General features: G+C 62.1%; 25 protein-coding genes. 10 read left to right on the top strand and 15 right to left on the bottom strand.

The window, feature by feature from the left end; translation table 11 throughout:
- Positions 1-30 precede the first annotated feature (30 nt).
- From AB8B20_RS16790 to cbbX, 7 genes are read left to right on the top strand one after another with little or no spacing between them, the layout of a single operon-like run.
- Positions 31-1,068: a class 1 fructose-bisphosphatase gene (locus tag AB8B20_RS16790; protein ID WP_093757258.1), complete on the top strand. Its 1,038-nt coding sequence runs from the start codon at positions 31-33 to the stop codon at positions 1,066-1,068.
- Between the two features lie 17 nt (positions 1,069-1,085).
- Entirely contained in the window at positions 1,086-1,961 is an 876-nt protein-coding gene (locus tag AB8B20_RS16785; RefSeq protein ID WP_093757257.1) for a phosphoribulokinase, read from the top strand.
- Entirely contained in the window at positions 1,958-3,994 is a 2,037-nt protein-coding gene (gene tkt, locus AB8B20_RS16780) for a transketolase (RefSeq protein WP_439074571.1), read from the top strand. The genes AB8B20_RS16785 and tkt overlap by 4 nt, the downstream gene beginning before the upstream one ends.
- A gap of 34 nt (positions 3,995-4,028) precedes the next feature.
- Positions 4,029-5,114, top strand: coding sequence for a class II fructose-bisphosphate aldolase (gene fba, locus AB8B20_RS16775; protein ID WP_089266050.1), 1,086 nt, complete (start codon positions 4,029-4,031; stop codon positions 5,112-5,114).
- A 49-nt stretch (positions 5,115-5,163) separates the two neighbouring features.
- The gene (locus AB8B20_RS16770; RefSeq protein ID WP_439074572.1) at positions 5,164-6,627 is read left to right on the top strand and encodes a form I ribulose bisphosphate carboxylase large subunit; all 1,464 of its coding nucleotides are present in this window, start codon (positions 5,164-5,166) and stop codon (positions 6,625-6,627) included.
- Between the two features lie 11 nt (positions 6,628-6,638).
- Positions 6,639-7,064 carry a ribulose bisphosphate carboxylase small subunit gene (locus AB8B20_RS16765; RefSeq protein WP_115033522.1) on the top strand — a complete coding sequence of 142 codons (426 nt, stop codon included), beginning with the start codon at positions 6,639-6,641 and terminating at the stop codon, positions 7,062-7,064.
- 5 nt (positions 7,065-7,069) lie between these two features.
- Positions 7,070-7,984, top strand: coding sequence for a CbbX protein (gene cbbX / locus AB8B20_RS16760; protein ID WP_439075033.1), 915 nt, complete (start codon positions 7,070-7,072; stop codon positions 7,982-7,984).
- A 654-nt stretch (positions 7,985-8,638) separates the two neighbouring features.
- Here the strand turns inward: cbbX and AB8B20_RS16755 are convergent.
- The 15 genes from AB8B20_RS16755 to AB8B20_RS16685 form a co-directional block, all read right to left on the bottom strand.
- A complete protein-coding gene (locus AB8B20_RS16755) occupies positions 8,639-9,424 on the bottom strand; it encodes an amino acid ABC transporter ATP-binding protein (RefSeq protein WP_439074573.1) in 786 nt (261 codons plus the stop codon).
- The gene (locus AB8B20_RS16750; protein WP_439074574.1) at positions 9,421-10,197 is read right to left on the bottom strand and encodes an SDR family NAD(P)-dependent oxidoreductase; all 777 of its coding nucleotides are present in this window, start codon (positions 10,195-10,197) and stop codon (positions 9,421-9,423) included. Before AB8B20_RS16750 ends, AB8B20_RS16755 begins: the two co-directional genes overlap by 4 nt.
- Complete coding sequence (locus AB8B20_RS16745; RefSeq protein ID WP_439074575.1) at positions 10,194-11,177, bottom strand: NAD-dependent epimerase/dehydratase family protein; 984 nt, start codon at positions 11,175-11,177, stop codon at positions 10,194-10,196. Before AB8B20_RS16745 ends, AB8B20_RS16750 begins: the two co-directional genes overlap by 4 nt.
- Before the next feature lies 1 nt (position 11,178).
- The gene (locus AB8B20_RS16740; protein ID WP_439074576.1) at positions 11,179-11,850 is read right to left on the bottom strand and encodes an amino acid ABC transporter permease; all 672 of its coding nucleotides are present in this window, start codon (positions 11,848-11,850) and stop codon (positions 11,179-11,181) included.
- Positions 11,851-11,859: 9 nt separating this feature from the next.
- Positions 11,860-12,531, bottom strand: a complete 672-nt coding sequence (locus AB8B20_RS16735) for an amino acid ABC transporter permease (RefSeq protein WP_439074577.1) — start codon at positions 12,529-12,531, stop codon at positions 11,860-11,862.
- 75 nt (positions 12,532-12,606) lie between these two features.
- Positions 12,607-13,470, bottom strand: a complete 864-nt coding sequence (locus AB8B20_RS16730; protein WP_439074578.1) for a substrate-binding periplasmic protein — start codon at positions 13,468-13,470, stop codon at positions 12,607-12,609.
- Positions 13,471-13,504: 34 nt separating this feature from the next.
- Positions 13,505-14,416: an allantoinase PuuE gene (locus tag AB8B20_RS16725; RefSeq protein ID WP_439074579.1), complete on the bottom strand. Its 912-nt coding sequence runs from the start codon at positions 14,414-14,416 to the stop codon at positions 13,505-13,507.
- An 11-nt stretch (positions 14,417-14,427) separates the two neighbouring features.
- A complete protein-coding gene (locus AB8B20_RS16720; RefSeq protein WP_439074580.1) occupies positions 14,428-14,937 on the bottom strand; it encodes an ureidoglycolate lyase in 510 nt (169 codons plus the stop codon).
- A 199-nt stretch (positions 14,938-15,136) separates the two neighbouring features.
- Positions 15,137-15,757, bottom strand: coding sequence for a GntR family transcriptional regulator (locus tag AB8B20_RS16715; RefSeq protein WP_158550522.1), 621 nt, complete (start codon positions 15,755-15,757; stop codon positions 15,137-15,139).
- A gap of 134 nt (positions 15,758-15,891) precedes the next feature.
- Positions 15,892-16,254, bottom strand: coding sequence for a hypothetical protein (locus AB8B20_RS16710; RefSeq protein WP_439074581.1), 363 nt, complete (start codon positions 16,252-16,254; stop codon positions 15,892-15,894).
- An 81-nt stretch (positions 16,255-16,335) separates the two neighbouring features.
- On the bottom strand, positions 16,336-18,054 hold the full coding sequence (locus AB8B20_RS16705; protein ID WP_439074582.1) for a protein kinase domain-containing protein: 1,719 nt from the start codon (positions 18,052-18,054) through the stop codon (positions 16,336-16,338).
- Between the two features lie 71 nt (positions 18,055-18,125).
- Positions 18,126-18,947, bottom strand: a complete 822-nt coding sequence (locus tag AB8B20_RS16700; RefSeq protein WP_089265759.1) for a formate/nitrite transporter family protein — start codon at positions 18,945-18,947, stop codon at positions 18,126-18,128.
- A gap of 47 nt (positions 18,948-18,994) precedes the next feature.
- Positions 18,995-19,339 carry a nitrite reductase small subunit NirD gene (nirD, locus tag AB8B20_RS16695; RefSeq protein ID WP_374725601.1) on the bottom strand — a complete coding sequence of 115 codons (345 nt, stop codon included), beginning with the start codon at positions 19,337-19,339 and terminating at the stop codon, positions 18,995-18,997.
- Between the two features lie 2 nt (positions 19,340-19,341).
- Positions 19,342-21,819, bottom strand: a complete 2,478-nt coding sequence (gene nirB / locus AB8B20_RS16690; RefSeq protein WP_439074583.1) for a nitrite reductase large subunit NirB — start codon at positions 21,817-21,819, stop codon at positions 19,342-19,344.
- A 413-nt stretch (positions 21,820-22,232) separates the two neighbouring features.
- A complete protein-coding gene (locus AB8B20_RS16685) occupies positions 22,233-23,783 on the bottom strand; it encodes a methyltransferase domain-containing protein (RefSeq protein WP_439074584.1) in 1,551 nt (516 codons plus the stop codon).
- 226 nt (positions 23,784-24,009) lie between these two features.
- On the opposite strand from AB8B20_RS16685, the gene AB8B20_RS16680 reads away from it, so the two are divergent.
- The 3 genes from AB8B20_RS16680 to AB8B20_RS16670 all read left to right on the top strand — a co-directional run bounded on the left by AB8B20_RS16680 (position 24,010) and on the right by AB8B20_RS16670 (position 26,608).
- Positions 24,010-24,246 (top strand): ribbon-helix-helix domain-containing protein, encoded by a 237-nt coding sequence (locus AB8B20_RS16680; RefSeq protein WP_089265762.1) that lies wholly within the window; start codon positions 24,010-24,012, stop codon positions 24,244-24,246.
- A 94-nt stretch (positions 24,247-24,340) separates the two neighbouring features.
- Positions 24,341-25,597 carry an aminopeptidase gene (locus tag AB8B20_RS16675; RefSeq protein ID WP_439074585.1) on the top strand — a complete coding sequence of 419 codons (1,257 nt, stop codon included), beginning with the start codon at positions 24,341-24,343 and terminating at the stop codon, positions 25,595-25,597.
- Positions 25,598-25,645: 48 nt separating this feature from the next.
- On the top strand, positions 25,646-26,608 hold the full coding sequence (locus AB8B20_RS16670) for a GlxA family transcriptional regulator (protein ID WP_439074586.1): 963 nt from the start codon (positions 25,646-25,648) through the stop codon (positions 26,606-26,608).
- The last annotated feature ends 2 nt before the right edge of the window (positions 26,609-26,610 follow it).

Here is a 26,610-nt window from a genome sequence, read left to right as displayed (position 1 = left end):
CCCGCAGAGGGCAGCGATGAGGGAACGGCTATGGATGAACGCGTGACATTGCGTTCGCATCTCGATCGCGCGGGGGCGAAGACGCCGAACCGGCTTGCGATCGCCGCCGTGATCGAGGGAATCGCCGCCGCGTCCATCGACCTTGCCGACCTCATTGCCGACGGCCCGCTGGCCGGCATTACCGGTCGTCTCAGCGGCGTGAATTCCGACGGCGACGTGCAGAAGGACATCGATCTTGTTGCGGACAGGATGATGCGCCGCGCGCTGCTCGTGACCCCCGTCGCCGCCATTCTGTCGGAAGAGGCGGAATTGCCCGAAATCCTCGATGTCGGCGCGCCGCTCTGTGTCGCGATCGATCCGCTGGATGGCTCCGCCAATCTTGAGAACAACATCTCGGTCGGCACCATCTTCTCGATCCGTCCGCGCGGCAACGATGTGGTTTCCACCTTCTTCGAGCCCGGCACAGCCCAATGCGCCGCGGGCTTCGTGGTCTACGGTCCCCAGACCACGTTGGTGCTGGCGCACAACGGGCGCGTCGACATCTTCATTCTCGACCGCCGCGCGCGTGAATTCCTGCTTGTCGCACAAGGCGTCAGGATTGCGCCCAATACGCCGGAATTCGCCATCAACGCGTCGAACCGGCGGCACTGGCACGGTCCGGTGCGGACCTATATCGACGAATGCCTGGCCGGCATTGGTGGCGACGGCGGTGCCGATTTCAACATGCGCTGGATCGGCTCGCTGGTCGCCGAGTCACTTCGCATTCTCGTCCGCGGCGGCGTCTTCCTCTATCCGGCCGACGCGCGCCCCGGATACCGCGAAGGGCGCCTACGCCTTTTATACGAAGCGCACCCGATGGCGTTGGTCATGGAGTGGGCCGGAGGCTCCGCAACCACCGGCCGTCGCCGCATCCTCGAAGTTTCGGCGCGAACGCCGCACCAGCGCGTGCCGCTGATCATGGGCTCGATGCGCGGCGTTCGCGACGTTGCCGCCATTCACGAAGGAATCGAGCCGATGTTCGACAATAGCGACGCGCCGCTGTTTGCGCGGCGCGGCCTGTTTCGCTGAGCCGGGGGCAGAGCAAAATGTCGCGCAGCTATCCCATCATATCGATCACGGGTTCGTCGGGCGCCGGCACCACGTCGGTGAAAAAGACGTTCGAGAACATTTTCCGTCGCGAGAAAGTCGCCGCCGCCTATATCGAGGGCGATGCGTTTCATCGCTACAACCGCGTCGAGATGCGCACGAAGATGCTGGAGGAAGGCGAGAAGGGCAACAAGCACTTCAGCCACTTCAGCCCGGAAACCAACCTGTTCGAGGAGCTGGAGAAAGTCTTCCGCGACTACGGCGAGTCCGGCACCGGCACCGCCCGTCATTATGTGCACGACGAGGACGAAGCCAAATTATACGGGGCGGCACCGGGGACCTTTACCGAATGGGGCCCGCTGCCGGACAAGTCCGACCTGCTATTTTACGAAGGCCTGCATGGCGCTGTGGTGACCGACAAGGTCAATATCGCCCAGCATGCTGACCTCAAGGTCGGCGTCGTTCCTGTCATCAATCTGGAGTGGATCCAGAAGCTGCATCGCGACCGCAAGGATCGCGGTTACACGCAGGAAGCCGTCACCGACACCATCCTGCGACGGATGCCGGACTATGTGAACTACATCTGCCCGCAATTCGCCGAGACCGACATCAACTTCCAGCGTGTGCCGACGGTCGACACCTCGAACCCTTTCATCGCGCGGTGGATTCCGACGCCGGATGAATCGATGGTGGTGATCCGGTTGAAGAATCCGCGCGGCATCGATTTCCCCTATCTGCTGTCGATGATCCCCAACAGCTTCATGTCGCGCGCCAACTCGATCGTGATCCACGGCTCGAAGCTGGATCTGGCGATGCAGCTCATCCTCACCCCGCTGATCCTGCAACTGATGGAACGCAAAAGGCGCACGGTATGAATATTCAGAGTCCCGCTCCCCAGATGGACCAAGCAACCGTTCCGCACGCGGATATGGCGAATGCGATTCGCTTTCTCGCGATCGATGCGGTGGAAAAGGCGAAGTCGGGCCATCCCGGCATGCCGATGGGTATGGCCGATGCGGCGACGGTGCTGTTCTCGCGCTTCCTCAAATTCGATGCCGCCGATCCGTCCTGGCCAGACCGCGACCGCTTCATCTTGTCCGCCGGCCACGGCTCGATGCTGCTCTACGCGCTGCTGCATCTGACCGGATCGGCGGAGGTGACGCTCGATCAGTTGCAGTCGTTCCGGCAATGGGGCTCGAAGACACCGGGCCATCCCGAATACGGCCACACCGCGGGCGTCGAGACGACCACCGGCCCGCTCGGCCAGGGCATCGCCACGGCGGTCGGCATGGCCTTGGCCGAACGCCTGATGAATGCCCGCTTCGGCGACGGTCTCGTCGATCACTACACTTACGTGATCGCCGGCGACGGCTGCTTGATGGAGGGGCTCAGCCACGAGGCGATCTCGCTGGCGGGACATCTGCGGCTCAATCGTCTGATCGTGCTGTTCGACGATAACCAGATCTCGATCGACGGCGCGACCTCGCTGTCGTGTTCGGACGATCAGCTTGCGCGATTCATCGCATCGGGATGGTCGGCCAGCCGCGTCAACGGCCATGATCCCGAGGCCGTGGCCACGGCCATTGCACGGGCGCGCGACAACGACCGCCCGTCGCTGATCGCGTGCCGCACGGTGATCGGCTTCGGCGCGCCAAATCGGCAAGGCAGTGAGAAGGCGCATGGCGCGCCGCTGGGTGCGGACGAGATCGCGAAGACGCGCGACGCGCTGCACTGGCCACACGCACCGTTCCACGTTCCCGATGCGGTGGCGGGACAGTGGCGCGCGGTCGGCGCGCGCGGACAGACGGCGCATGCGGAATGGGTGGGGCGCGTTGCGCGTCTGGACGGCGCTGTGCGGGAATACTTCCAGGCCGCGCTGAAGGGCCAGCTTTCCGGCGGATACGACAATGCGCTGGCCAAGATTCGCGCCCACTTCTTGCAGGAGCGGCCGAAGATCGCCACCCGGCAGGCCTCGCAACTCGTCATCGATGTCATTGCCGATGTCCTGCCGAATCTGCTCGGCGGATCGGCTGACCTCACCCATTCGAACCTCACGCGCGCCAGGATGCAGGCGCCGATCCAGCACGATGCCTTCGACGGCAGCTATGTCCACTATGGCGTGCGCGAGCACGCCATGGCGGCAGCGATGAACGGCGTCGCTTTGCATGGCGGCCTCATTCCCTATGGCGGCACCTTCCTGTGCTTTGCCGATTACAGCCGCCCCGCGATCCGGCTGGCCGCGTTGATGGGCATCCGCGTCATTCACGTGATGACGCACGACTCGATCGGGCTTGGCGAGGACGGCCCGACCCATCAGCCGGTCGAACACCTGGCTTCCCTGCGCGCGATTCCAAATCTGCTGGTGTTCCGTCCTGGCGACGCCGTCGAGACCGCCGAGGCCTGGGATTGCGCGTTGCGGACGCCCCATGCACCGTCGGTGCTTTGCCTGTCGCGTCAGGCGCTGTCTGTGTTCCGCGATGGCATCGATTCCACCAACCAGGTCGCGCGCGGTGCCTATGTCGTCATCGAGCCGGAAGGTGGCCGAGACGTCACTCTGATCGCGACCGGCTCCGAAGTGTCGATTGCGATTGTTGCGGCAAAGCTGCTTGCCGATGACGGCATTTGGGCCGCGGTGGTGTCGGCGCCGTGTTTCGATCTGTTTCGGCAACAGCCCGGCGACTATCGGGCGGCAATTCTCGGCAGTGCTCCGCGCGTCGGTGTCGAGGCCGCGATCGAAGGCGACTGGGCGCGCTGGCTCGGCGATGGCGGTGAGTTCGTTGGCATGACCGGATTCGGGGCCTCGGCGCCTGCGGACGATCTGTATCGCGAATTCGGTATCACTGCCGCGGCGGTCGCAACGGCGGCGATGCGCTGCATTGCCCGCTCGCGCATCGCCGCCGCCGAATGAGTTGTTCGGGACAAGACAACGAAATGGAGGACCTATGGCACGCATTACACTGAGGCAGCTGCTCGATCACGCCGCCGAACATGGCTACGGCGTGCCGGCCTTCAACATCAACAACATGGAGCAGGGTCTGGCGATCATGGAGGCCGCCGCCGAGGTCGATGCGCCGGTCATCATCCAGGCCTCGCGCGGCGCGCGCTCCTACGCCAACGACTTCATGCTGGCGAGGATGATCGATGCGCTGGAAGAGATGCATCCGCAGATTCCGCTGTGCCTGCATCAGGACCACGGCAACGAAGAGTCCACCTGCGCCACCGCGCTACAGCACGGCTTTACCTCGGTCATGATGGACGGCTCGCTGAAGGCCGACGCCAAGACTGCTGCTGACTACGATTACAATGTCGACATCACGCGTCGCGTGGTCGATATCGCGCACTGGATCGGCGCCTCTGTCGAAGGCGAACTCGGCGTACTCGGTTCATTGGAGCATGGCGGCGGCGAGCAGGAGGACGGCCACGGTGTCGAGGGCAAGGTCAGCCACGACCAGTTGCTCACCGATCCGGATCAAGCGGTCGATTTCGTCCGTGCCACCAAGGTTGACGCGCTGGCGATCGCGATGGGGACTTCGCACGGCGCCTATAAGTTCTCGCGCAAGCCGGACGGCGATATTCTCGCCATGACGGTCGTCGAAGAAATTCACCGCCGGCTGCCGAATACGCATCTGGTGATGCACGGCTCGTCATCGGTGCCGCAGCCGCTGCAGGACATCTTCAATCAATTCGGCGGCGAGATGCCGCAGACCTGGGGCGTACCGGTCGAGGAAATCGTGCGCGGCATCAAGCACGGCGTCCGCAAGGTCAATATCGACACCGACTGCCGCCTCGCAATGACCTCCGCCTTCCGGAAGGTTGCCGCGCAAACCAGAAGCGAATTCGATCCGCGAAAATTTCTGAAACCGGCGATGGACGCGATGCGCGACCTCTGTCGCGAACGCTTCGAACAATTCGGCACCGCGGGCCACGCCGCGAAGATCAAGGTGATTCCGCTGGCCGAAATGGCGAAGCGTTATCGCAGTGGCGCGCTCGACCCGAAGATCGGCAACATCGCGCAAGCTGCCGAGTGAACAGACCTTATTCCATCCGGTGACGCCGGATCCAAACGAGGAGGCCACCATGAATGAACATGCTTCGATCACGATCCGCGGCAAGGATCGCTACAAGTCCGGCGTCATGGAATACAAGAAGATGGGCTATTGGGAGCCCGACTATGTACCCAAGGACACTGACATCATCGCATTGTTCCGGGTGACGCCGCAGGATGGCGTCGATCCGATCGAGGCTTCGGCCGCAGTTGCCGGCGAATCCTCGACTGCGACCTGGACCGTGGTGTGGACCGACCGCCTCACGGCTGCGGAAAAATACCGCGCCAAGTGTTTTCGGGTCGATCCGGTGCCGAATTCACCCGGCCAGTACTTTGCCTATATCGCCTACGATCTCGACCTGTTCGAGAACGGCTCGATCGCCAACCTATCGGCCTCGATCATTGGCAATGTGTTCGGCTTCAAGCCGCTGAAGGCTCTGCGATTGGAAGACATGCGGCTTCCAGTCGCTTATGTGAAGACGTTCCAGGGCCCGGCCACCGGCATCGTGGTTGAGCGAGAGCGTATGGACAAGTTCGGCCGCCCACTGCTTGGCGCGACTGTGAAGCCGAAGTTGGGTCTGTCCGGTCGTAACTACGGCCGCGTCGTCTATGAGGCGCTGAAGGGCGGGCTCGACTTCACCAAGGACGACGAGAACATCAACTCGCAGCCCTTCATGCATTGGCGCGAGCGTTTTCTCTATTGCATGGAGGCGGTCAACAAGGCGCAGGCGGCGTCCGGTGAGATCAAGGGCACCTATCTCAACGTCACCGCCGGCACCATGGAGGACATGTACGAACGCGCCGAATTCGCCAAGCAGCTCGGTTCCGTCATCATCATGATCGACCTCGTGATCGGCTACACTGCGATTCAGTCGATGGCGAAATGGGCGCGCAAGAACGACATGATCCTGCATCTGCACCGCGCGGGGCATTCGACCTATACGCGGCAGCGCAATCATGGCGTCTCGTTCCGCGTCATTGCCAAATGGATGCGGCTCGCCGGCGTCGATCATATCCATGCCGGGACAGTCGTCGGCAAGCTTGAAGGCGATCCGGCGACGACGCACGGCTATTACGACATCTGCCGCGAAGACTACAATCCGATGCGGCTCGAACACGGCGTGTTCTTCGAGCAGAACTGGGCCAGCCTCAACAAGATGATGCCGGTCGCATCGGGCGGCATCCATGCCGGCCAGATGCATCAGTTGCTCGATCACCTTGGCGAAGACGTCATCCTGCAGTTCGGTGGCGGCACCATCGGCCATCCGATGGGCATCCAGGCCGGCGCCACCGCCAACCGCGTCGCGTTGGAAGCGATGATCCTCGCTCGCAACGAAGGCCGCGACTACCTGCATGAAGGCGAGGAGATTCTTGCCAAGGCGGCGATGACCTGCACGCCGCTGAAGGCGGCGCTGGAGACTTGGAAGAACGTCACCTTCAACTACGAATCCACTGACATGCCTGACTACGCCCCCACCGCCAGCGTCTCGCTATAAGGAGCACGATCATGCGCATTACCCAGGGCTGCTTCTCGTTCCTGCCCGATCTCACTGATGAACAGATTTCAAAACAGGTGCAGTATTGCCTCGCCAATGGCTGGGCCGTGAACATCGAATTCACCGACGATCCGCATCCCCGCAACAATTTCTGGGAAATGTGGGGCCTGCCGATGTTCGATCTGCGCGACGCCGCTGGCGTGCTGATGGAATTGACCGAATGCCGCAAGGTGTATGGCGATCGCTACATCCGGCTGTCGGCGTTCGACTCGAGCCATGGCTGGGAATCGGTGCGGCTCTCCTTCATCGTCAACCGTCCGAAGGAAGAGCCAGGCTTCCGGCTCGAGCGGCATGAAATGGAAGGCCGCAACATCCGCTATACGACCAAATCCTATGCCGTCGATCGACCCGAAGGCCAACGCTACGGTGGGTCGTGAACACGCTGACGGTGGTTGATAGCGTCGGCGACGTGTCGCCCACGACGCAGGTCGATCTGCGCCGTGAGTTCGACGAGGTCGGCATCGGCGAGGTGCTCGATCAGCTCGATCGTGAATTGATCGGGCTGAAGCCGGTGAAAACGCGGATTCGCGAGATTGCTTCGCTGCTGCTGATCGAGCGCATCCGCAAGCGCATGGACCTAGCGTCGGGCAACCCGACGTTGCACATGTCGTTCACCGGCAATCCCGGCACCGGCAAGACGACGGTGGCGCTGCGCATCGCCAGCATCCTGCATAAACTGGGTTTCGTGCGGCGAGGGCAGGTGGTGTCGGTGACGCGCGACGAACTGGTCGGGCAATATATCGGCCATACCGCGCCGAAGACGAAGGAGATCCTGAAGAAGGCGATGGGCGGCGTGTTATTCATTGACGAGGCCTATTACCTGCATCGGCCTGATAATGAACGCGATTACGGCCAGGAGGCGATCGAGATACTGCTGCAGGTGATGGAATCGCAGCGCGAGGATCTGGTGGTGATCCTCGCCGGCTACGGCGACCGCATGGACAAGTTCTTCGGCAGCAATCCCGGCTTCCGCTCGCGCATCGCCCACCACATCGATTTCCCCGACTATGCCGACGACGAATTGCTCGCCATTTCCGAATTGATGCTCGGGGATATGAACTACAAATTCAGCGCCGATGCGCGCGCAGCGTTCGTCCGCTACATCGCGCTGCGCAAGACCCAGCCGCTGTTCTCCAACGCCCGTTCGATCCGCAACGCGCTCGATCGCATGCGGTTGCGTCAGGCCAATCGGCTTGTCGCCGATCTCGACCGCGTGCTGAGCGCCGAAGACATCATGTCACTGGAGGCTTCGGATGTGCTCGCGAGCCGGGTGTTCTCGAGCGGTCCTGGTGGGTAATGGTACCCGACCGAAGATGCTGCGAATTGGTCGAGGTCTATTTTTTGTGACCCTCGGTCTTCCTAGCAGCACGGCTCAAACGAAAACATCAACAGATTTCTGCGCCAATGTCTTCCGCGTGGCACTGATCTGTCCCTGCATAGCCAGACCAGGCTCAGCGCAATAGCATGGCAGCTCAATGAAACGCCGTGAAAGAGACATAGCTCTATCAAACCCCAGCTGAGAAGTTTGCAGAATGTGTTGCGGTGATTTTCGAGGAAGGCAGAATCGACCTTCCTAAGGGAGGGCCGGCGACGCTCTGAGCGACACGGTGGTGGCAACGAGCATCTCGTTTCGCGAGACCAGATCGGGAGGGGATTTCGCGCCCCACAATGCGCCGACACAGCAGTTGGTGATTACTCTAGAGGTATGCTCGCATTCAATACTGCGACTGGCACGATCTTCACAATGATGACGGATAACGTTGTGACCGCATCAACTATTCTTCTGGCGATGTCGGCAGGACTAATCGCACCAAAAATGCTTTTCGACAGCGCGGTTAGCATGTTGCTCAAGGAGAGAAGCGGCCGGTGATTGCTGGCGCGATATCAACTGGATACTTATGCTGGCTACAGCGCTTTAGTGACGGATTCTGGCGCAAAGCCGACGCTTCGGTCATCGATGCATAATTTGTTTGAGGAATGCACGGGTTCGATCCTGTTTCGGATCCGAAAAAAAGCCGGCCGGCGCGCCTTCTTCGATGATCCGGCCGGCGTCCATGAACACCACGCGGTCGGCGACCGTGCGCGCGAAGCCCATCTCGTGGGTGACACAGACCATGGTCATCCCTTCGCGAGCGAGGCCGACCATAACGTCGAGCACCTCCTGGATCATTTCCGGATCAAGCGCCGAGGTAGGCTCGTCGAATAGCATGATCTGCGGCTTCATGCACAGCCCACGCGCGATGGCGACGCGCTGCTGCTGGCCGCCGGAGAGCTGGCTCGGGTATTTATCAGCCTGTTCGGAGATCCGTACGCGCTCAAGAAAATAGCGCGCGATCTCGTCGGCCTCCTGCCTCGTTGCGCCGCGGATCTTGCGTGGCGCGATGGTGAGGTTCTGCAGCACGGTCAGATGCGGAAACAGGTTAAACTGCTGGAACACCATGCCGACATCGCGGCGAACCACGTCGACATTGCGCGTCGAGTGATCGAGCTCGACGCCATTCACCACGATGCGGCCGTCGCGATGTTCTTCCAGCCGGTTAATGCAACGGATCATGGTCGACTTGCCGGACCCCGAAGGCCCGCAGATCACGACGCGCTCGCCGCGCGCCACCGTGAAGTCGATGCCCTTGAGCACTTGGACGTCGCCATACCATTTGGTGACGCCGGACATTTGAATGATCGGCGCGGACGTCTCTGCAGGCGCTTGCACCATGGTGCTCTCCGAAACGTTGTTCATGACGCCATCCAGCCGCCATCGACGAGGATGTTTTCGCCCGTCATGAAAGTTGACTCGTCGGAGGCCAGAAACAGCGCTGCATTGGCGACGTCGTCGGGACGGCCCAGCCGCGGCATCGGCGTGCGGCTGGTGGAGTAGTCCATCCAGCGCGGTTCCGCGGCGCGGCCCGGTTTGCCGGTGACGATCTTGCCGGGCGCGACTGCGTTGCAGATGATGTGATCCTTCGCGTAGTCCGCCGCGATCTGCCGTGTCATGTAGACGACCCCGGATTTGGAGGTGCCATAGGCGATGTCTTCCGGGCAGGCGATCATGCCGTGTTGCGAGGAGATGTTGACGAGGCGGCCGCGGGCCTCATTGCGGATATCCTGCGTCAGCATCTGGTTGACGGCGGCGCGCGACATCAGGAATACGCCGGTGAGATTGACCGCCAGCGTCCTGTCCCATTCGGCGAGGCTGGTGTCGGTCAGACGCTTGCCGGTGCCGATGGCAGCGTCATTGACGAGCACGTCGAGGCGGCCGTAGCGCGCAACGGTCTGTTGGACGGCGCGGACGGTGTCGTCCTCCGAGGCGACGTCGATCTGGATGAAATCGACCTCATAACCGTCTGCACGCAGCAGCTCCAATGTCGGAGTGCCGCCCTCGCGCACGTCCATGGTGAGATCCGCGAGCATGAGCTTCGCGCCCTCGGTAGCAAACCGGCAGGCGATGGCGCGGCCGATGCCCGAGGAGGCGCCGGTGATTAGAACCGACTTTCCAGCCAGACGTTTGCTCATGCGGGTTCTCCTGCCTGCGGCAACCAGCCGAGATAGTCGCGCGCCGCATCTTCCAGACGAAATTGAGGCGTGAAGCCGGCATCCGCGGCCAGTCGCGCAATGTTCAGCGGCGCACGGTCCTTCGGCAGGCCATAGATCACGTTGCCCTCCGCCTCGATCTCCGCCATCCGCCAGCGGAAGCTGGGCATGTGCGTCGCGATGATCTCGCACCATCGTGGCAGATCGGACAACACACCGCCGCTGACGTGATAGGTGCGGTGCTTCAGCGCGTCGGAGGCGCTCACCCTCGCGACGCCGAGGGCAGCGTCACGGGAATAGATCCAGTCGCCGGCCATGCTGCGCGGGAGAATCGCTTCACGGCCGTCGAAGGCCATACGGAGCACCTGATAATGCGGGCTCAGCGCATCGCGGACACCGGTCTGCAATTCCCATGGGCCAAAGACCGGCCCGAGCCGAATCACGCGCACATCGAGCTTGTGGAGGTCGGCGATCCGCAGCGCCGCCTGTTCCGATGCAAGCTTTGTGATGCCGTAGAGCGCGGCTGGCGCCGGCGGCGACAAATCCTCCTCGAACAGGCCCGACGCGGCCGGTTGCGAGAAGCCGTACACTGCGACCGAACTGAGCACGGTGACGCGCTTGATGGCGGCCCGCAATGTTACGCGTTCGAGCAGATTGACGGTGCCGCCGATATTGACGTCGACGATCTGGCGCGCGGCGTCATGCTCGCGCTGGGCATTCGGCGTCATCGCGGCGGTGTGGATCACGCGGTCGATGCCGGCCGTGTTCAACGCGCGGTCGACGTCGTCGGCGCTTGTGACATCGCCGGTGACCAGCGTAGCGCCGGCAAGCTCGGTGCGCATCAGTATGTTGTGGCCGGGGGCTGAGAGGTCGAACAAGATAACGGTCTCGCCGTCGGCGATCAGGCGTTCGGCGAGCGCGAGCCCGATGAAACCGCTGCCGCCGGTGATCAGTGTGGCCATGTCAGCGGGCTTTCAGTGCTTGCCGTTCCAGCCGCGCCACCCAGCGTGCGAACGGATACAGGATGACGAAGAAGATCACGGCGGTGGCCATCAACGGCGTCGGGTTGTAGGTTTGCTCCTGGGCGACGCGGGCTGAGCGCAGCAGTTCAGGCAGCGCGACCAAGGCGGCAATTGGTGTCGCCTTGACGAGTTCCAGCGAATTGCTGGCGAGCGGTGCCAGCACGTTGCGGATCGCCTGCGGCAGCACGATGGAGAACACCACATGCAGCGGCTTGAAACCGAGCGCCCGGGCAGCCTCGGTCTGGCCGTGGGGTACGGACAGGATGCCGGCGCGAAAAATCTCGCCGAAGTAGCCGGAATTGTTGAGCGCGATGGCCAGCACGGCCGCCGTGAAGCCGCCGAGCGTCAGGCCCAGAAACGGCATGCCGTAGAAGATCAGGATCAGCAGCACCACCACGGGAAACGACCTGAACAGGTCGATATAGATCAGTAGCGCGATATTTACCCAGCGGTTCTTGAAGCTGTACAGCACGGCGATGGCGAGGCCGGCGAGAATGCCGAGCGGCAGCGCCACCGCCGCCAGCGAGACAGTATAGATCAGCCCCTGCAGCAGCAGCGGATAGACCCGCAACAGCGACTCCCAGTTGGCGAAATTGTCCAGGAAATCCTGCATGCGATCCGCTCAACGCCCCGTGCTGTAGCGATATTCTATCCACCGGCTGGCGATCACCAGCGGCAGGAAGAAGGTGAGGTAGAACGCCGCGGCCAGCGTCAGCGGCGAGGGATTGGCGACCAGCGCCATCACGCTCTGCGCCTGTCCGAGCGTTTCCGGGAGCGACACGGCGGTGCCGAGCGCCGTGCCCTTGCTGATGGAGATGGCGCGGTTGGTCAGAAGCGGGATCGCGAGGCGAATGGCCTGCGGCAGGATGATGGTGACCAGTGTCCGCAGCCGGCTGAAACCGAGTGCGCTGGCGGCGTCCCATTGTCCGCTCGGCAGCGCCATGATTGCCGACCAGAAGATCTCGGTGGAAAAGGCCGACAGCACCATGCCGAGCGCCAGCACAGTGGTTGCGAAGGGGGACAGCGTCGGGCCCAGATAAGGCAGGCCAAAATAGATGAAGACGATCACGACGAGCTGCGGCAGCGTGCGCAGCACGTCGACATAAGCAGTGATGATGAAATTGACGGGGCGCAGGTTGGCGCAGCGCAGCAGTGCCAGCGACAGGCCGAACAGCGTGCCGCAGACAATAATCAAAAGCGATACGATGACCGTCGTGCGAAAGCCCGCGAGCACCTGCGGGAAGGCAGTCGCGATGACCTGGGCGTTGAAGTAATATTCGACGATCCGATCCATCGGGTCTCCGCTCCAAGAACTGGATCAGAGCGGTGCCGATCCAGTTCTGGCAGCTATCTTGTCAGAGCAAGTGCCTTACTTGCACTTCGGAACGTGCGAGGTCGGCTCGAAACCCTTGAAGCCGGGAGGGCCGTAGCCGAAATACACTGTGTCGATGGCTGAGCCGGCATCGGGCGCCGCGCCATACCATTTCTCGTGCAGCTTGCGCAGGCGGCCGTCCAACTTCATGCATTCGATGACCGCCTCGACCTTGTTGCGATACTCGGTGTCTTCCAGGCGAAACGCATAAGCGAAGTTGCGGCCGTTGAAGTCCTTGAAACCGACCTTGATCGCCTTGTTCTGGCTGGCGGCATAGACGGTGGTCGGGATCTCATTTAGCGCTGTGAAGGCGCGGCGCGTCAGCACGGCCTGTACCGTGTCGGGGAATACATCGTAGCGCTGCACTTCGAAGCCGTATTTCTCGGCATTGGCGGTGGCCCAGGTATCCGAGATGGTGCCGCGGTTGACGGCGACGGCCTTGCCCTTGAGATCCTCGAAGCCCTTCATCTCGTCGGCGGCGCGGACGATGAAGCCGTTGCCGGTGGAGAACAGCGGCTCGGTATAGAGCATGCGCTCGGAGCGTTCGGCAGTGAGGTTGAGCGGGTTGACGAGGAATTCGGCGCGCTTGGCGAACAGCGCCGCGAACAGGCCGGAGAAATTGATGTCGACGATCTCGACCTTCGGGCGGCCGAGATCTTTGCCGATCTCGTTGATCAGATCCGCACCGAAACCCTCGGGGCCGTTGGGGCCGCGCACCATCCACGGCGCGACGCCGAAGTCAGACGCGACCACCATCGGCTTGTCGGAGGGATGATCGGCTTCCTGCGCGCTGGCGCCGCCGGCGAATGCCGCAGTCGACAGCATCAGCGCGAACAGCCAATCCGTGGGTTTCAGTCTCATGGGGACGTCCTTTCGGGTGCGGATGTGGTGGAGATCAGGGCGTGGGGGGATGGGTGGCCTGCCAGTGACGGGCGATGTCGCCGCGCCGGCAGATCCAGGTGTTGTCGTGTCTGGCGACGTGATCGAGGAAGCGCTGCAGGCCGGCGGCGCGGCCGGGATGGCCGATCAGGCGGGTGTGCAGTCCGACCGACATCATCTTCGGCGCGGTGGCGCCTTCCGCGTAGAGCATGTCGAAGGCGTCGCGCAGATAAACGAAGAAATCATCCGCCGTTGCCATCGCGCCGCGGCTGAACTTTGCGTCGTTGTTGGCAAGGCCGTAAGGCACCACGAGATGCGGCTTGCCGAGCACACGTGTCCAATACGGCAATTCGTCGTTATAGGCGTCGGAGTCGTAGAGGAAACCGCCTTCCTCGACCACGAGGCGCCGCGTGTTCACGCTCGGCCCATAGCGGCAATACCAGCCGAGCGGACGCTCGCCGGTGGTGCGCTTAAGGCTCTCGACGGTCTTGCGAATGCGCTCGCGTTCGTCGGCCTCAGACAGCAACGGATGTCGCTCCCAGCGCCAGCCATGGGCGCAGACGTCGTAGCCATATTCCTGAATGGCGGCACAGGCCTCGTTGTTGCGTTCCAACGCCAGCGCGCAGCCCATGACGGTGGCGATCATGCCGCGCTCGGACAGAAGGCGCAGCACGCGCCAGAAGCCTATGCGGCTGCCATATTCGAACATCGACTCGGCGGCGAGGTCGCGGCCCTCGAAGCCGCCACCGCCACCTTCGGTCAGGGCTGCTTCGGTGACGCCGTCGCCATCGGCGTACGACGGCTCGGAGCCTTCTTCGTAGTTGATGCAGAAGTTGAGTGCGATTCTCGCTGCGCCCGGCCATTGCGGATGCGGCGGGGTGCGGCCGTAGCCGACGAAGTCGCGGGTGAGGTGATCATCATGCGGCATCGTTGCGATCCCTATGCGCTCTGCGGCATCACGGCGCGAACGTCGCCTGCGATATCGACGAACACGTCGTCGTCCTGCCGGCCGGTCATGCCCATGGCGACGGCAAATTCCATGGCCGCGCCGAGAACGGTCATGGGATGATGCCAGACATTGCGGGCGAAGGTGATGCTTTGATGTGCTCCGGCGATGAAGCACCGCAGGGTGGCCACATCAGGCAGGCCATCCGGGTCGGCATGGCACACGATCGCCAGGTATTGGCTGCTGCCGAGCGGTACGAAGGTCTGGGCGGAGAACGGATGACGCTCCAGCGTCGTGATTGGCAGGGGCAGACTACCAAGCCTGGCGGCGCTGCTGATCCAGAAGGAAAAGATGCCGGCGTCCTCGGCGCGACCGTCCGATGTCGGAAGATAGCGCCGGCGCGCGTCGATCGGTCGCTCGGCTACATCGCCGAAGGCGGCAAAGGCGGCCGGGGACAGCGATTCGGCCGCGACGGTATGGGAAGCAGTGTGGTTCGGCGTCATTCAGGCGGGACATCTGGTTAGTCGGCCTGCTGCGAAGCGGCTCGATATTCCAATGGTATACCAGTGAACCGCCCATGCTGATTTCAGTCAAGCTGCGAAGTTCGGGAAGCTGCGTTAAATTTGGACGGAGTCCGACAAAATTGCGGGCAGCTGCAGAATTTTCGGACATGCAACCCGCAGGGATTTGCCTAATCGTGGCCTAGCCGTGAGGCTCGGGCAGGAAGATCCCGAACCGTTCGAGCAATCCTTGCCGCACATTAGTGAGATGCAGGATCATCGCCTGACGGGCTGCGGCGGCATCACGATCGATGATGGCATCGATAATCGCAAGATGCTCGCGGGTGGCGGGCAGCAGCCGGCCAGGGTGGCGCTCCACATTGCACATCCGGATCTTCTGCCGGATTTCTCCAATCAGTTTCTCAAGCGAGCGATTGCCGCAATGCCGCGCGATCTGATCATGAATTTCATCGTCGAGAGTCCAGTGAGCTGTCCCGGACACTGTCGACGCAGCAATGATCTTCTCTAGCGAGGCCCTGATCGGTGCAAGGATATCCAGTGCGATGCGGGTCGCCGCAATGAACGTCGCTTCGCTCTCCAGTACCATGCGAAGATGGACCAATTCGAGCAATTCCGCCATCTCGATTGTGCGGACCACCACGGTGCCGTTGGACAATTGCTCGAGCCGGCCTTCGCCCAGCAACCGGCTGATGCCTGCCCGCAGCGGTGTCCGCGAGACTTTCAGCCGCAGTGCAAGCCGGCGCTCTTCGATCACCTCGCCGGGCTGCAGCTGTCGCGACTCGATCAGGTTATGCAGCTTCAAATAGGTTGCGTCTGTTATGCTGCCATTGGTCCGTGCCGGCCGTTTGCTGGTTGATTTCTTTGCTTTGCTGACAGAAGGCACGGACGTTGCTTTCGACGATTGGATGGAAATGCCGCCATATCGGTAGACGTACGCTACGTTCTCGCCGCTGGCCAAGCCGAAACTCTGGATGAGCCATCCATTCTCAATCGGTGTCGCCTTTTATGCAAGACTTCGCGAAATCCAGACGAAGTGCTCGTCATGAGCCAGTCCTCATGGAGCTCGACGATCAGGTCGCGCATGCGAGGCGACTGCGCACTGATGCGATCGTTGGCGCCGTAGGGCGCATTGTAGGATATCTGCTCCCGGATCGCGGCCATCACGGCGTCGATGGGGCGCTGGCTGGTCTCGATCGCTGCGCGCAGGCGAGTTGCATTCTCGTCCATCGCGACGCTGAGATGTTCGAGCCGGGTGAGTACCCGCCCCTGCAACTGGCGATCGGAAGTGCCGAGCAGCATGCACTTGCGACCGACGGTGTTCCAGATGTTTTGCGGGGAAAGAATGTGAGTCTGACAGGTGCTGGCCCAACGGCGATGCCTTTAGCGCCTCGCCAGCAATACCACGACAGCTATGGCGAGCAGCAACGACAGGCCCTTCCAGATCATGTTCGGATTTCGCTCCAGGAGCGGCACGGTCGACGGATTGAGAAACTCCGCCTTCGGATTACGCAGGTCGTAAACATACTCGGAGAGTTCGTCGTAGCGCTTCGCCGGGTCGGGGTGCACGGCCTTGCGCAACACGCCGTCGATCCATTCCGGAATATCGCCGGCATTGTTGAGCAGCGATCGATAGCGCAACTTGCGGTGCTGCGCGGCATTCGTCGCCTTCGCGACCTCCGCTCCGTAAGGCAGCGCCCCGGACAGCATCTGATAGGTGAGGGTCCCAAGCGCATAGAGGTCGGATTGCGATGTGGCGCGCTTGCCGAAAAACAACTCGGGTGCGGTGTATTGCGGCGTGCCGAGAATGTCGCTGTGCTTGCCGGGTGAATCAGCTTCGACAACGCCGTTGACACGGGTGGAGCCGAAATCGATGATCTTCACCGTGCCCGTCTTGTCGATCATGATATTGTCTGGCCGAATGTCCTGATGGATCATCTCCATCCGATGGAACGCCTGCAAGCCGCGTGCTATCTGCTCGATGATGCCGCGCACGGTTTCCAAATCCGGCTTCGGATTGTCGAGCATCCACTGCTTCAGCGTCTGGCCTTCGATGAATTCGGCGACGATGTAGAGGTAGTTGCGCTTGCGCGACTGTCGGCACGGCTTCAGCACATGCGCGCTGTCGATCCGCCGCGCCACCCATTCCTCGATCATGAACCGCTTGAGATAGACCGGGTCGTCGCGCAGATCGATCGACGGAATCTTGATGACAACCTGTTCGCCGCTCTCCAGATCGATCGCGAGATAGATGTGGCTACGGCTGCTGCCATGCAGTTCGCGTATGATCCTGTAGCCGTCGAACACCGCGCGAGCTTCGAGCAGTGGTGGCAGCGGCAATTGCGGCATCAGAATGTCGCTGGCCTCGCCGTCCGGCACCGCATCTATCCGCACGATCTGTACGGTGAGGTTGTCCGGGCTGTTCTGTGCATAGGCCTCGTCGACGATCAGCCTCGCGGCAGCGTCGAGATCGTCGGCGTGATCGGCGATCGCCGAAGTGATGAAGCGCGCGCTGACGAAATCATAGACGCCGTCGGTGGCGAGGATGAAGACATCGCCGTCGTCGATCTGCAGCACCTGATAGTCGATCTCGATTTGCGGGTTCACGCCAAGCGCGCGGGCGAGGTAGCTCTGCTCGGATGAGATTACGACGCGATGGTCGGTGGTAAGTTGCTCGAGTGCGCGGTCCGATACGCGATAAATGCGGGAATCGCCGACATGAAAGAGGTGCGCTGCGCGTGCGCGTATCACCATTGCACTCAGGGTGCAGACATAGCCGCGATCCTTGTCGTAATGGTAGCGGCCGCGCTGGGTCTGGGATTGCAGCCACGAATTGGTCGCAGCGATGACGCGTTGCGCCGATGTCTTCACCGACCAGGATTCGGATGTGCAGTAATAGTCGGTGAGAAACGATTTGACCGCAGATTCGCTGGCTTCGCCGCTGACCGCGCTGCTGCTGATGCCGTCGGCGATGACGACGGCAATGCCTTTGAGGCTCAACAGCGGCTCGGTCGGAATCAGGGCGCCGTGGAAATCCTGATTGGTGTCTTTGCGGCCCCTGTCCGAATGCTGGCCGATCGAAATCGTCAATTCACGCGGCATGAGTCACACTAATAAAATGACGCCCCAGCTGGAGAAGCCGGGGCGTCGTGTTGCGAGGATTGCGGGGCGGCCTAGCGGGCGAGACTAGCAACGCGCTTCGGAGCTGTCTTGATGTGCGTTGCATACAGCGTCAGGCCGGTAAAGGTAAGGCCGCCGATGAGGTTGCCGAGCACGGTCGGAATCTCGTTCCAGATGATGTAATCCATGATCGTGAACTTGCCGCCGAGCATCAGGCCGGCGGGGAACAGGAACATGTTGACGATCGAATGCTCGAACGTCATCGCGAAGAAGACCATGACCGGCATCCACATCGCGATGACTTTGCCGCTGACGGTCGTTGAGATCATCGCGCCAACCACGCCGGTTGAGACCATCCAGTTGCAGAGCATGCCGCGGATGAACAGCGTCAGCATGCCGGCTGCGCCATACTGCGCATAGCCAAGCGTGCGGCCTTCGCCGATATGGCCGATCACCTGCCCCACCTTGTCCGGCGGCGTCGAGAAGCCGAAGGTAAATACGATTGACATCATGATGGCGACGATGATCGCGCCCATGAAATTGCCGACGAAGACGAGCCCCCAATTGCGCAGCACGCCGCCGACGGTGACGCCGGGGCGCTTGTCAAGCAACGCCAGGGGCGTCAGCACGAAGACGCCAGTGAGCAGGTCGAAGCCGAGCAGATAGAGCATGCAGAAGCCGACTGGGAAGAGGATCGCGCCGATAATCGGATAACCTGTTTGCACCGTGACGGTAACGGCGAACACCGCGGCGAGTGCCAGGATAGCGCCGGCCATGAAGGCGCGGATGATGGTGTCGCGCGTGGACATGAAAATCTTGGATTCGCCGGCATCCACCATCTTAGTCACGAATTCTGAAGGGACGAGATAGGCCATTACTTGAAAACTTTCTTTGGAGCGGGGTCGGTTGATGTGGCGTGCACCTATGGGGCGGCGGCGACGCTCATGTTGAGATAGATGCGGCCGTTCTCGAGCTTGACCGGGAAGCTGCGCGCGCAGCCTTTGTCAGCGCCCGAGGCTTCGCCGTCATCGAGGTTGATGATCCAGTTGTGCAGTGGGCAGGCGACCTTGCGACCGTGCACGATGCCTTCACTAAGCGGACCGCCCTTGTGCGGGCAGCGATTTTCCAGCGCAAACACCTCGTCGCTGGCGGTGCGGAATACCGCGATCTCGCGCCGCGGAGTCTTCACCGTGCGCGCGCCGCGTTGCGGGATCGCGCGCAGTGGGCCGACGTCGAACCAGAAGTCGTTGGATGGGACCATTGTCATGTTCATTCTGCCGGGACGGCTATAATCGAGTTGAGTGTTGCAAGCGGCGTAAATTCATGCTGTTCGCGGCCGGCGGCGCGTTCGGCCCAGGGATCCTTGCGGACCGCGCGCTGTGATTTCTCGAAGCGCGCCAGCAGCGCGCGACGGTTGTCGGCATCATCCATGATCGCCGCACGTACCTTGTCGAGGCCGGCGTTTTCGACCCACTTCCAGACGCGTTCGAGATAGCCCGCTTCCTCGCGGTACATCTGCATGAAGGCAGCGATGTATTCGATCGCCTCGTCCTCCGTATCGACATGGCCAAGCAGATCGGTCTGGCGGACATGTAGCCCCGCCGCACCGGCGATGTGGATGTCGTAGCCGGATTCGACGCAGATCACGCCGATGTCCTTCACCGTGGATTCCGCGCAGTTCCGCGGGCAGCCGGAGACGCCGAGCTTTACCTTCGCAGGCGCCCATGAGCCGCACATGAAGCGCTCGAGTTTGACGCCGAGACCGGTCGAGTCCTGTGTGCCGAAGCGACACCATTCGGAGCCGACGCAGGTCTTCACCGTACGTAGGCCCTTGGCATAGGCTGCGCCGGAGACGAGGCCCGCACTGTTGAGCTGCGCCCACACGGCGGGCAGGTCTTCCTTGCGTACGCCCAGCAGATCGATGCGCTGGCCGCCGGTGACTTTCACCGTCGGAATCTTGAAGCGGTCGGCGACGTCGGCGATGGCGCGCAATTCGTCAGGGGTGGTCAGGCCGCCCCACATGCGCGGCACAACGGAGAAGGTGCCGTCCTTCTGGATGTTGGCGTGGACGCGCTCGTTGATGTAGCGCGACTGCGCATCGTCGGCATACTCGCCCGGCCACGCGCAGAGCAGGTAATAATTCAGCGCGGGGCGGCAGGACGGACAGCCGCAAGAGGTTTTCCACGCCAGTTCCTGCATCACGGCGGGAACGGACTTCAACTCCTTCGAGAGAATGAAGCCACGGACTTCGCTATGGGTGAGGTCGGTGCATTTGCACATCGGCTTGCGGCCGGCGGCGGAGTAATTGTCGCCGAGCGTGGCCGCGAGCAGCGATTCCACCTTCGCCGTGCATTGGCCGCAGGAAGCCGATGCCTTGGTGCGGGCGCGCACGTCGTCGAGGGTGGTGAGGCCGTGGGCGGTGATCGCCTGGGTGATCGCGCCCTTGCAGACGCCGTTGCAGCCGCAGATTTCGGCATCGTCGGACAGCGCTGCGACAGCAGCGACCGGATCGAGTGCAACGCCGCCCTGATAGGCCTGGCCGAGGATCAGCGCGTTGCGCATGGCGCCGATATCGACGTTCTTTTTGAGCAGGTCGAAATACCACGAGCCGTCGGCCGTATCGCCATAGAGCACCGCGCCGATGATGCGGTCGTCGCGCAAGACGACACGCTTGTAGATGCCGCGGGCAGGATCGCGTAGCACGATCTCATCCTTGACGTCGCCTTCGGCGAAATCGCCGGCCGAGAACAGATCTACGCCGGTGACTTTCAGCTTGCTCGAGGTGGTCGAGCCGATATAGCCGTCCACGGTTTCGCCGGCGAGGGTCGCCGCGAGGGTCTTCGCCATGTCATACAGGGGCGCGACAAGGCCGTAGCACTGGCCGCGATGCTCGACGCATTCGCCGACCGCATAGATGTTGTCGTCGCTGGTCCGCAGATGATCGTCCACGACGATGCCGCGCTTGACGTTGAGGTCGGCTAGCTTGGCGAGTGCGGTGTTCGGGCGGATGCCGACCGCCATCACGACGAGATCGGCCGGTAGGGTCCGACCATCGTCGAGCCGGACTGACTCGACACATGTGTCACCGAGGATGGCTGCTGTGTTGGCTCCGGTCAGCACCTCGATGCCGCGCGCCTCGATCGCCTTTTGCAACAGATAGGCGGCGTTGGGATCGAGTTGGCGCTCCATCAGTGTTGGCATTAGATGGACAACGGTTGTTGTCATGCCGCGCATGGCCAGGCCGGCTGCGGCCTCGAGGCCGAGCAAGCCGCCGCCGATGACGACAGCGTGGCCGCCCTTGCCGGCTGCATCGAGCATCAAGTTGACGTCGTCGAGATCGCGATAGGTGACGACGCCGGGCAGCTCTGCGCCGGGTACTGGAATGAGAATCGGCTTCGAGCCGGTTGCGATAATCAGCCTGTCATAAGCTTCGACCGCGCCGGACTGTGTGGTGACGGTTTTCGCAACGCGATCGATCGCGACGACGAGTTCGCCGCGCCTGAGATCAACCTTGTTGGTCGCATACCACTCATCGGTGTGAATCAGAATGTCGTCATATGCCTTCTCGCCAGAGAGCACCGGCGACAGCATGATGCGGTCATAATTAACACGCGGCTCCGCGCCGAACACCACAACGTCGTAGCGGTCTGGTGCGCGTGCGAACAGCTCGTCCATGACGCGGCCGGCGGCCATGCCGTTGCCGAGGATGACGAGCTTCTGCTTCTTTGCGTTCGGTTGATCGAGCATGTGCAAACCTGTTTGGACCGCTGCCGATCGGAAACAGGAACTCGCTCACCAAGCCCGGTAGGGATGGAGTCACGATGACCGCTTCGCACCTGACAATCAGGAAGCGAGCTGTGTCCCTGCGCTTGAAACCAGCAGCGGTTTCAGCATCCGGCGGACGGCGGTCATCATTGACGTAGATATTATAAGCAAATGGCGTGCCAACGTACCTGTCGTCTAACATTCTGATTTTTCGACTATTTCTAAATGAGCTCGGCTGTCGCCGATCAGTCGTGCCATTAAAACGAGCGGCATTACTGATTTCCTAGGCAGGTGATTAAATCTTGTGCGGTGCGCTTCAGGTGCGATAATGGCTCCCGATCTGTGCAGACAGCGGGTTCGACGGCCGACGCGCGCTTGGCGAAGATCTCGTCAATTTATCGGTGGTTTGTTGCGGTGGTGAGCTGGCCGTTCTCTGTGCTCGGCCGGGCACGGCGGCGCAGTACGTAAAGCGTGCCGAGGGCAGGGCGCCCTGCTTCGAGGCGCAGCTCGGAATTCTCCTTGCATGCGATTTCGAAGTCCTTCGCGGCGCAGGTTTCGAAATATGTCTCGCTATGGGCGAACCTGCCTGACGAGAGCAACGTGAAGTCGCCGTGACCCGCGCCCTCGATGCTTGCTGCGAAGAGGCCGCCCGCAGGGAGCACGCGCGCAATCAGGCCGATGAGTTCTTCCAGCCGGCCGAGATAGATCAGAAGATCGGCAGCGAAGACGAGATCGAAGCTGCGCGGACCGTCCGCGAGATAGCTCACGACATCGGCTTTGATAAGGTCGCGATAGGCGTTCCGCCGTGTTGCGATGGCGAGCATCTTCTCCGACAGGTCGATGCCGGTCAGCCGCGCGCCGAACCGCCCGAGTGGCTCTGCAGCCAACCCCGTTCCGCAGCCGAGATCCAGAATGGTCGCGAGTGTCGGTCGGCAGGACGCAACCATATCGGCGAGTTGCTGCGGCACCTTGTAGCCAAGAATGTCCACAAGCTTGCTGTCGAAGCCCTCGGCGAATTCGTCGAAATGCGATTCGACGTAGGCCGCTGGTGCGCGATCATGTGTCTGTCCACCGACGGCATCCAGCAAGTAGCGCTGCACGGGATCGTCCGGCCGGCCTTCCAGTCGCAGATGTCCGACCGTGGCAGCGGCTTCATGCATGCCATAGGCGCTGAATAACGCGAATGCGGTGCGCAAGACCTCATCCAATGGCTCGGTCTCCTGTGCCGCAAGTGTCGGGTAGCGGTCGATGGCGCCCTGAATGTCGCCGTCCAGCATCGAAGCAAAGGTACGCGCGCGGGCGTAGAGACGCAGTGTCACGCCTTCCAGCGGCACAAAGCCGTTTGCGGTTGCCAAGGCATCGGCGCTCTCGCCAAACCGGCCGGCCATGTAGAAGGCTTGTCCGAGGCAAAGATGCGTGACCGCGTCGATGCCGCCCCAGGATAGTGCGTATTGCAGATGCATGATCGCCTGCTCGGGACGGCGGGAGCCGAGATACAGCACGCCCAGGCCGAGATGAGCGTCGCCAAGCGAGGCATCGCCCGACAGAGCGCGCAGATAGGCCGCTTCAGCATCATCGATACGCTGCAGCCGGTAGGCGAGGCTCGCATATTGCAGCCATGTCGTCGCGTGGTCCGGATCGATGGCGAGCGCGCGCAACGCACTTGCTTCCGCCAGTTCGTCGCGACCGCTCAATTGATAGTCCGTCGCGAGCTCACGCCAGGCGGTGACGTCCGTCGGCATCAGTGCAAGTGCAGCAAGAAGCGCGTCGATAGCGACGTTATGCTGGCCATGGTTGCGGTTGATCGTTGCAAACTGCCGCAGCGCAGAACATGCATTGTCGGAATGCTCCATCAGCAGCGCGAAGACGGCGTGCTCCTTCATCCAGCGATCGATCTGATCAGCGGCGTGCTGGGCATCGGGGAGTTCAGGCGTGGCGGAATTCATCGAGACGATCGGGAAGTTTGATCCAGAGGCGTGCGCTATGCTGCTTCTGCCCAATGCGCGCCACGAAGGCAACGTATCGATAGTTCCGTAGAGGTTGTGTCGTGATCGAGAGGTTGTGTGTGAATACTCGTCTAAGGTTGGATGATCTGATCTGTTGCCGCAGGTTTCAATCCGTATAAGCTGGCTGAAAAGAAACCGATCACTGGGTGGAAATGGAGAAGGCGCGGTGAAATCACCCGTCGTAAAGCGATCGATCGTCGTCGCCGGACACAAGACAAGCGTCAGCCTCGAAGAGGCGTTCTGGACGGCGCTGAAGGAGATCGCCGGCATGCGCCGGATCACGATGTCGCAGCTCGTCGGCGAGATCGACAAGAACCGACAGCAGAACAACCTGTCCTCGGCGATCAGGCTTTACGCGCTGGCCCATTACCAGGCCCTCGTCCCGCAGTCCGGGCTGTCGTAGGCGTCCGGTAAGCCCTGCGGCGGACCGGCTGGCGGCAAGGCGCATCTGCGCCTACATTCGGTCCAGCCATTTCCACATCAGTCAGGGCCTCTGCATGACCGTTCACCAGCGCAATTTGTCCACCCCCATCGATCCCGTGAAGCTCGACCGTCTGGCCGAAGTCGCCGTGAAAGTTGGGCTGCAACTTGCGCCGGGGCAGGATCTGCTGCTGACCGGCCCCGCCGCGGCGCTGCCGCTGGTGCGCAAGATCGCTGAACATGCCTACAAAGCCGGCGCAGGCCTGGTAACTCCGTTCTTCTCCGATGAAGAGATGACGCTGGCGCGCTATCGCTACGGCCAGGATGTGTCGTTCGATCGCGCCGCCGGCTGGCTCTATGAAGGCATGGCCAAGGCGCTCGGCAACAACACCGCGCGCCTTGCCATCGTCGGCGACAATCCGATGCTGCTGTCTAACGAAGATCCCGCCAAGGTGTCGCGCGCCAGCAAGGCGAATTCCATCGCCTATCAGCCGGCGCTGCAGAAGATCGCTGGCTTCGACATCAACTGGAATATCATCGCCTATCCGACGCTCTCATGGGCCAAGCAGGTGTTTCCCGGCGACGAAGACGACGTTGCCGTGCAAAAGCTTGCGGATGCGATCTTCGCGGCGTCGCGCGTCGACAATGCCGATCCCATCGCCGCCTGGGCGAAGCACAATGCTGCGTTGCGTAGCCGCACCGAATGGCTGAACGGCCAGCGCTTCCATGCGCTGCATTTCACCGGGCCGGGCACCGATCTCGTGGTGGGTCTTGCCGACGGCCATGAATGGGAAGGCGGCGCGTCGACCGCCAAGAACGGCATCGTCTGCAACGCCAATATCCCAACCGAGGAAGTCTTCACGACGCCGCATGCCGCGCGTGTCAACGGTCATGTCCGATCAACCAAGCCGTTATCTTACCAAGGTACGCTGATCGACGACATCGCGGTGCGCTTCGAGGACGGCAAGATCGTCGAGGCAAAGGCCTCGCGCGGCGAGGAAGTGCTCAACAAGGTGCTCGACACCGACGAAGGCTCGCGTCGGCTCGGTGAAGTGGCGCTGGTGCCGCATTCGTCGCCGATCTCGGCGAGTGGCCTCTTGTTCTACAACACGCTGTTCGACGAGAATGCCGCATGCCATATCGCGCTCGGCCAGTGCTATTCGAAGTGCTTCGTCAATGGCGGCGATCTCACGCCCGAGCAGATCGCGGCGCAGGGCGGCAACAAGAGCTTTATCCATATCGACTGGATGATCGGCTCCGGTGAGATCGATATCGACGGTGTTCACAGCGATGGCCGCCGCGTGCCGGTGTTCCGCAAGGGCGAGTGGGCGTAACGCTGCAGCTATGATCTGAACGGGCGCGGAAACTGAGTCTTCAAATCTATGGCCCAGCCCCACCGCGTCGGCTTTCTCCTGATCGACGGCTTCGCGCTGATGTCCTTCGCCTCGGCGATCGAACCGCTGCGCGCCGGCAATGTGCTGGCCGGCAAGAAACTGTATCAGTGGCTGCAGATCTCGACCGGCGCCGACGCGATTCTGGCGTCGAACGGATTGTCGGTGGCGTCCGATCACACCATTGCCGACAGCGTGCGTTACGACACGGTGCTGGTTTGTGCCGGCGGCAATCCCGCTGGTTTCGATGATGCCAAGACGCTGGCGTGGCTACGTCGCCTCGCGCGCTCGGGCTGCGCCATCGGCGGCGTCTCCGGTGGGCCGTTCATTCTGGCCAAGGCCGGCATACTCGATGGCGTTCGCTGCACGATCCATTGGGAGCATCTCGATGCGTTCATCGAGGCCTTTCCCGAGATCGAGCCGACGCGTACGCTGTTCGAGATCGATGGCAACCGGCTCACCTGCGCCGGTGGTGTCGCCGCGCTCGACATGATGCATGCCATCATCCGCCGCGATCACGGCCAGGCACTGGCAGCGAAAGTCAGTGACTGGTTTCTGCAAACCGCCGTGCGTCTCGGCGACGACAGCCAGCGCATTTCATTGCGCGAGCGCCTCGGCACCAGCAATCGCGCCGTGCTCTCGGCGATCACCGTGATGGAACGGCGTCTGGCCAGCCCTGCGCCGCGCGACGAGCTGGCAAAAACGGCCGGCGTATCCGTGCGCCAGCTCGAGCGGCTGTTCACCGCGCATCTCGGCGTAACCATCGAGCAGCATTACCTGACGCTGCGTCTCGCCAAGGCGCGCGCGCTGCTGCAGCAGACCAGTATGCCGGTGGTCGAGGTCTCGGCCGAATGCGGCTTCGCCAGCGCCAGCCATTTCGCACGGATGTATCGGCGTGCCTTCGATGTGCCACCGTCGCAGGACCGGATGTCGGGGAAGAGCAAGGCGAAGTGAGG

This window comes from Tardiphaga sp. 866_E4_N1_4, assembly GCF_052076075.1.
Taxonomy (GTDB): domain Bacteria; phylum Pseudomonadota; class Alphaproteobacteria; order Rhizobiales; family Xanthobacteraceae; genus Tardiphaga; species Tardiphaga robiniae.
This window is presented reverse-complemented; position numbering and strand designations above follow the sequence as displayed.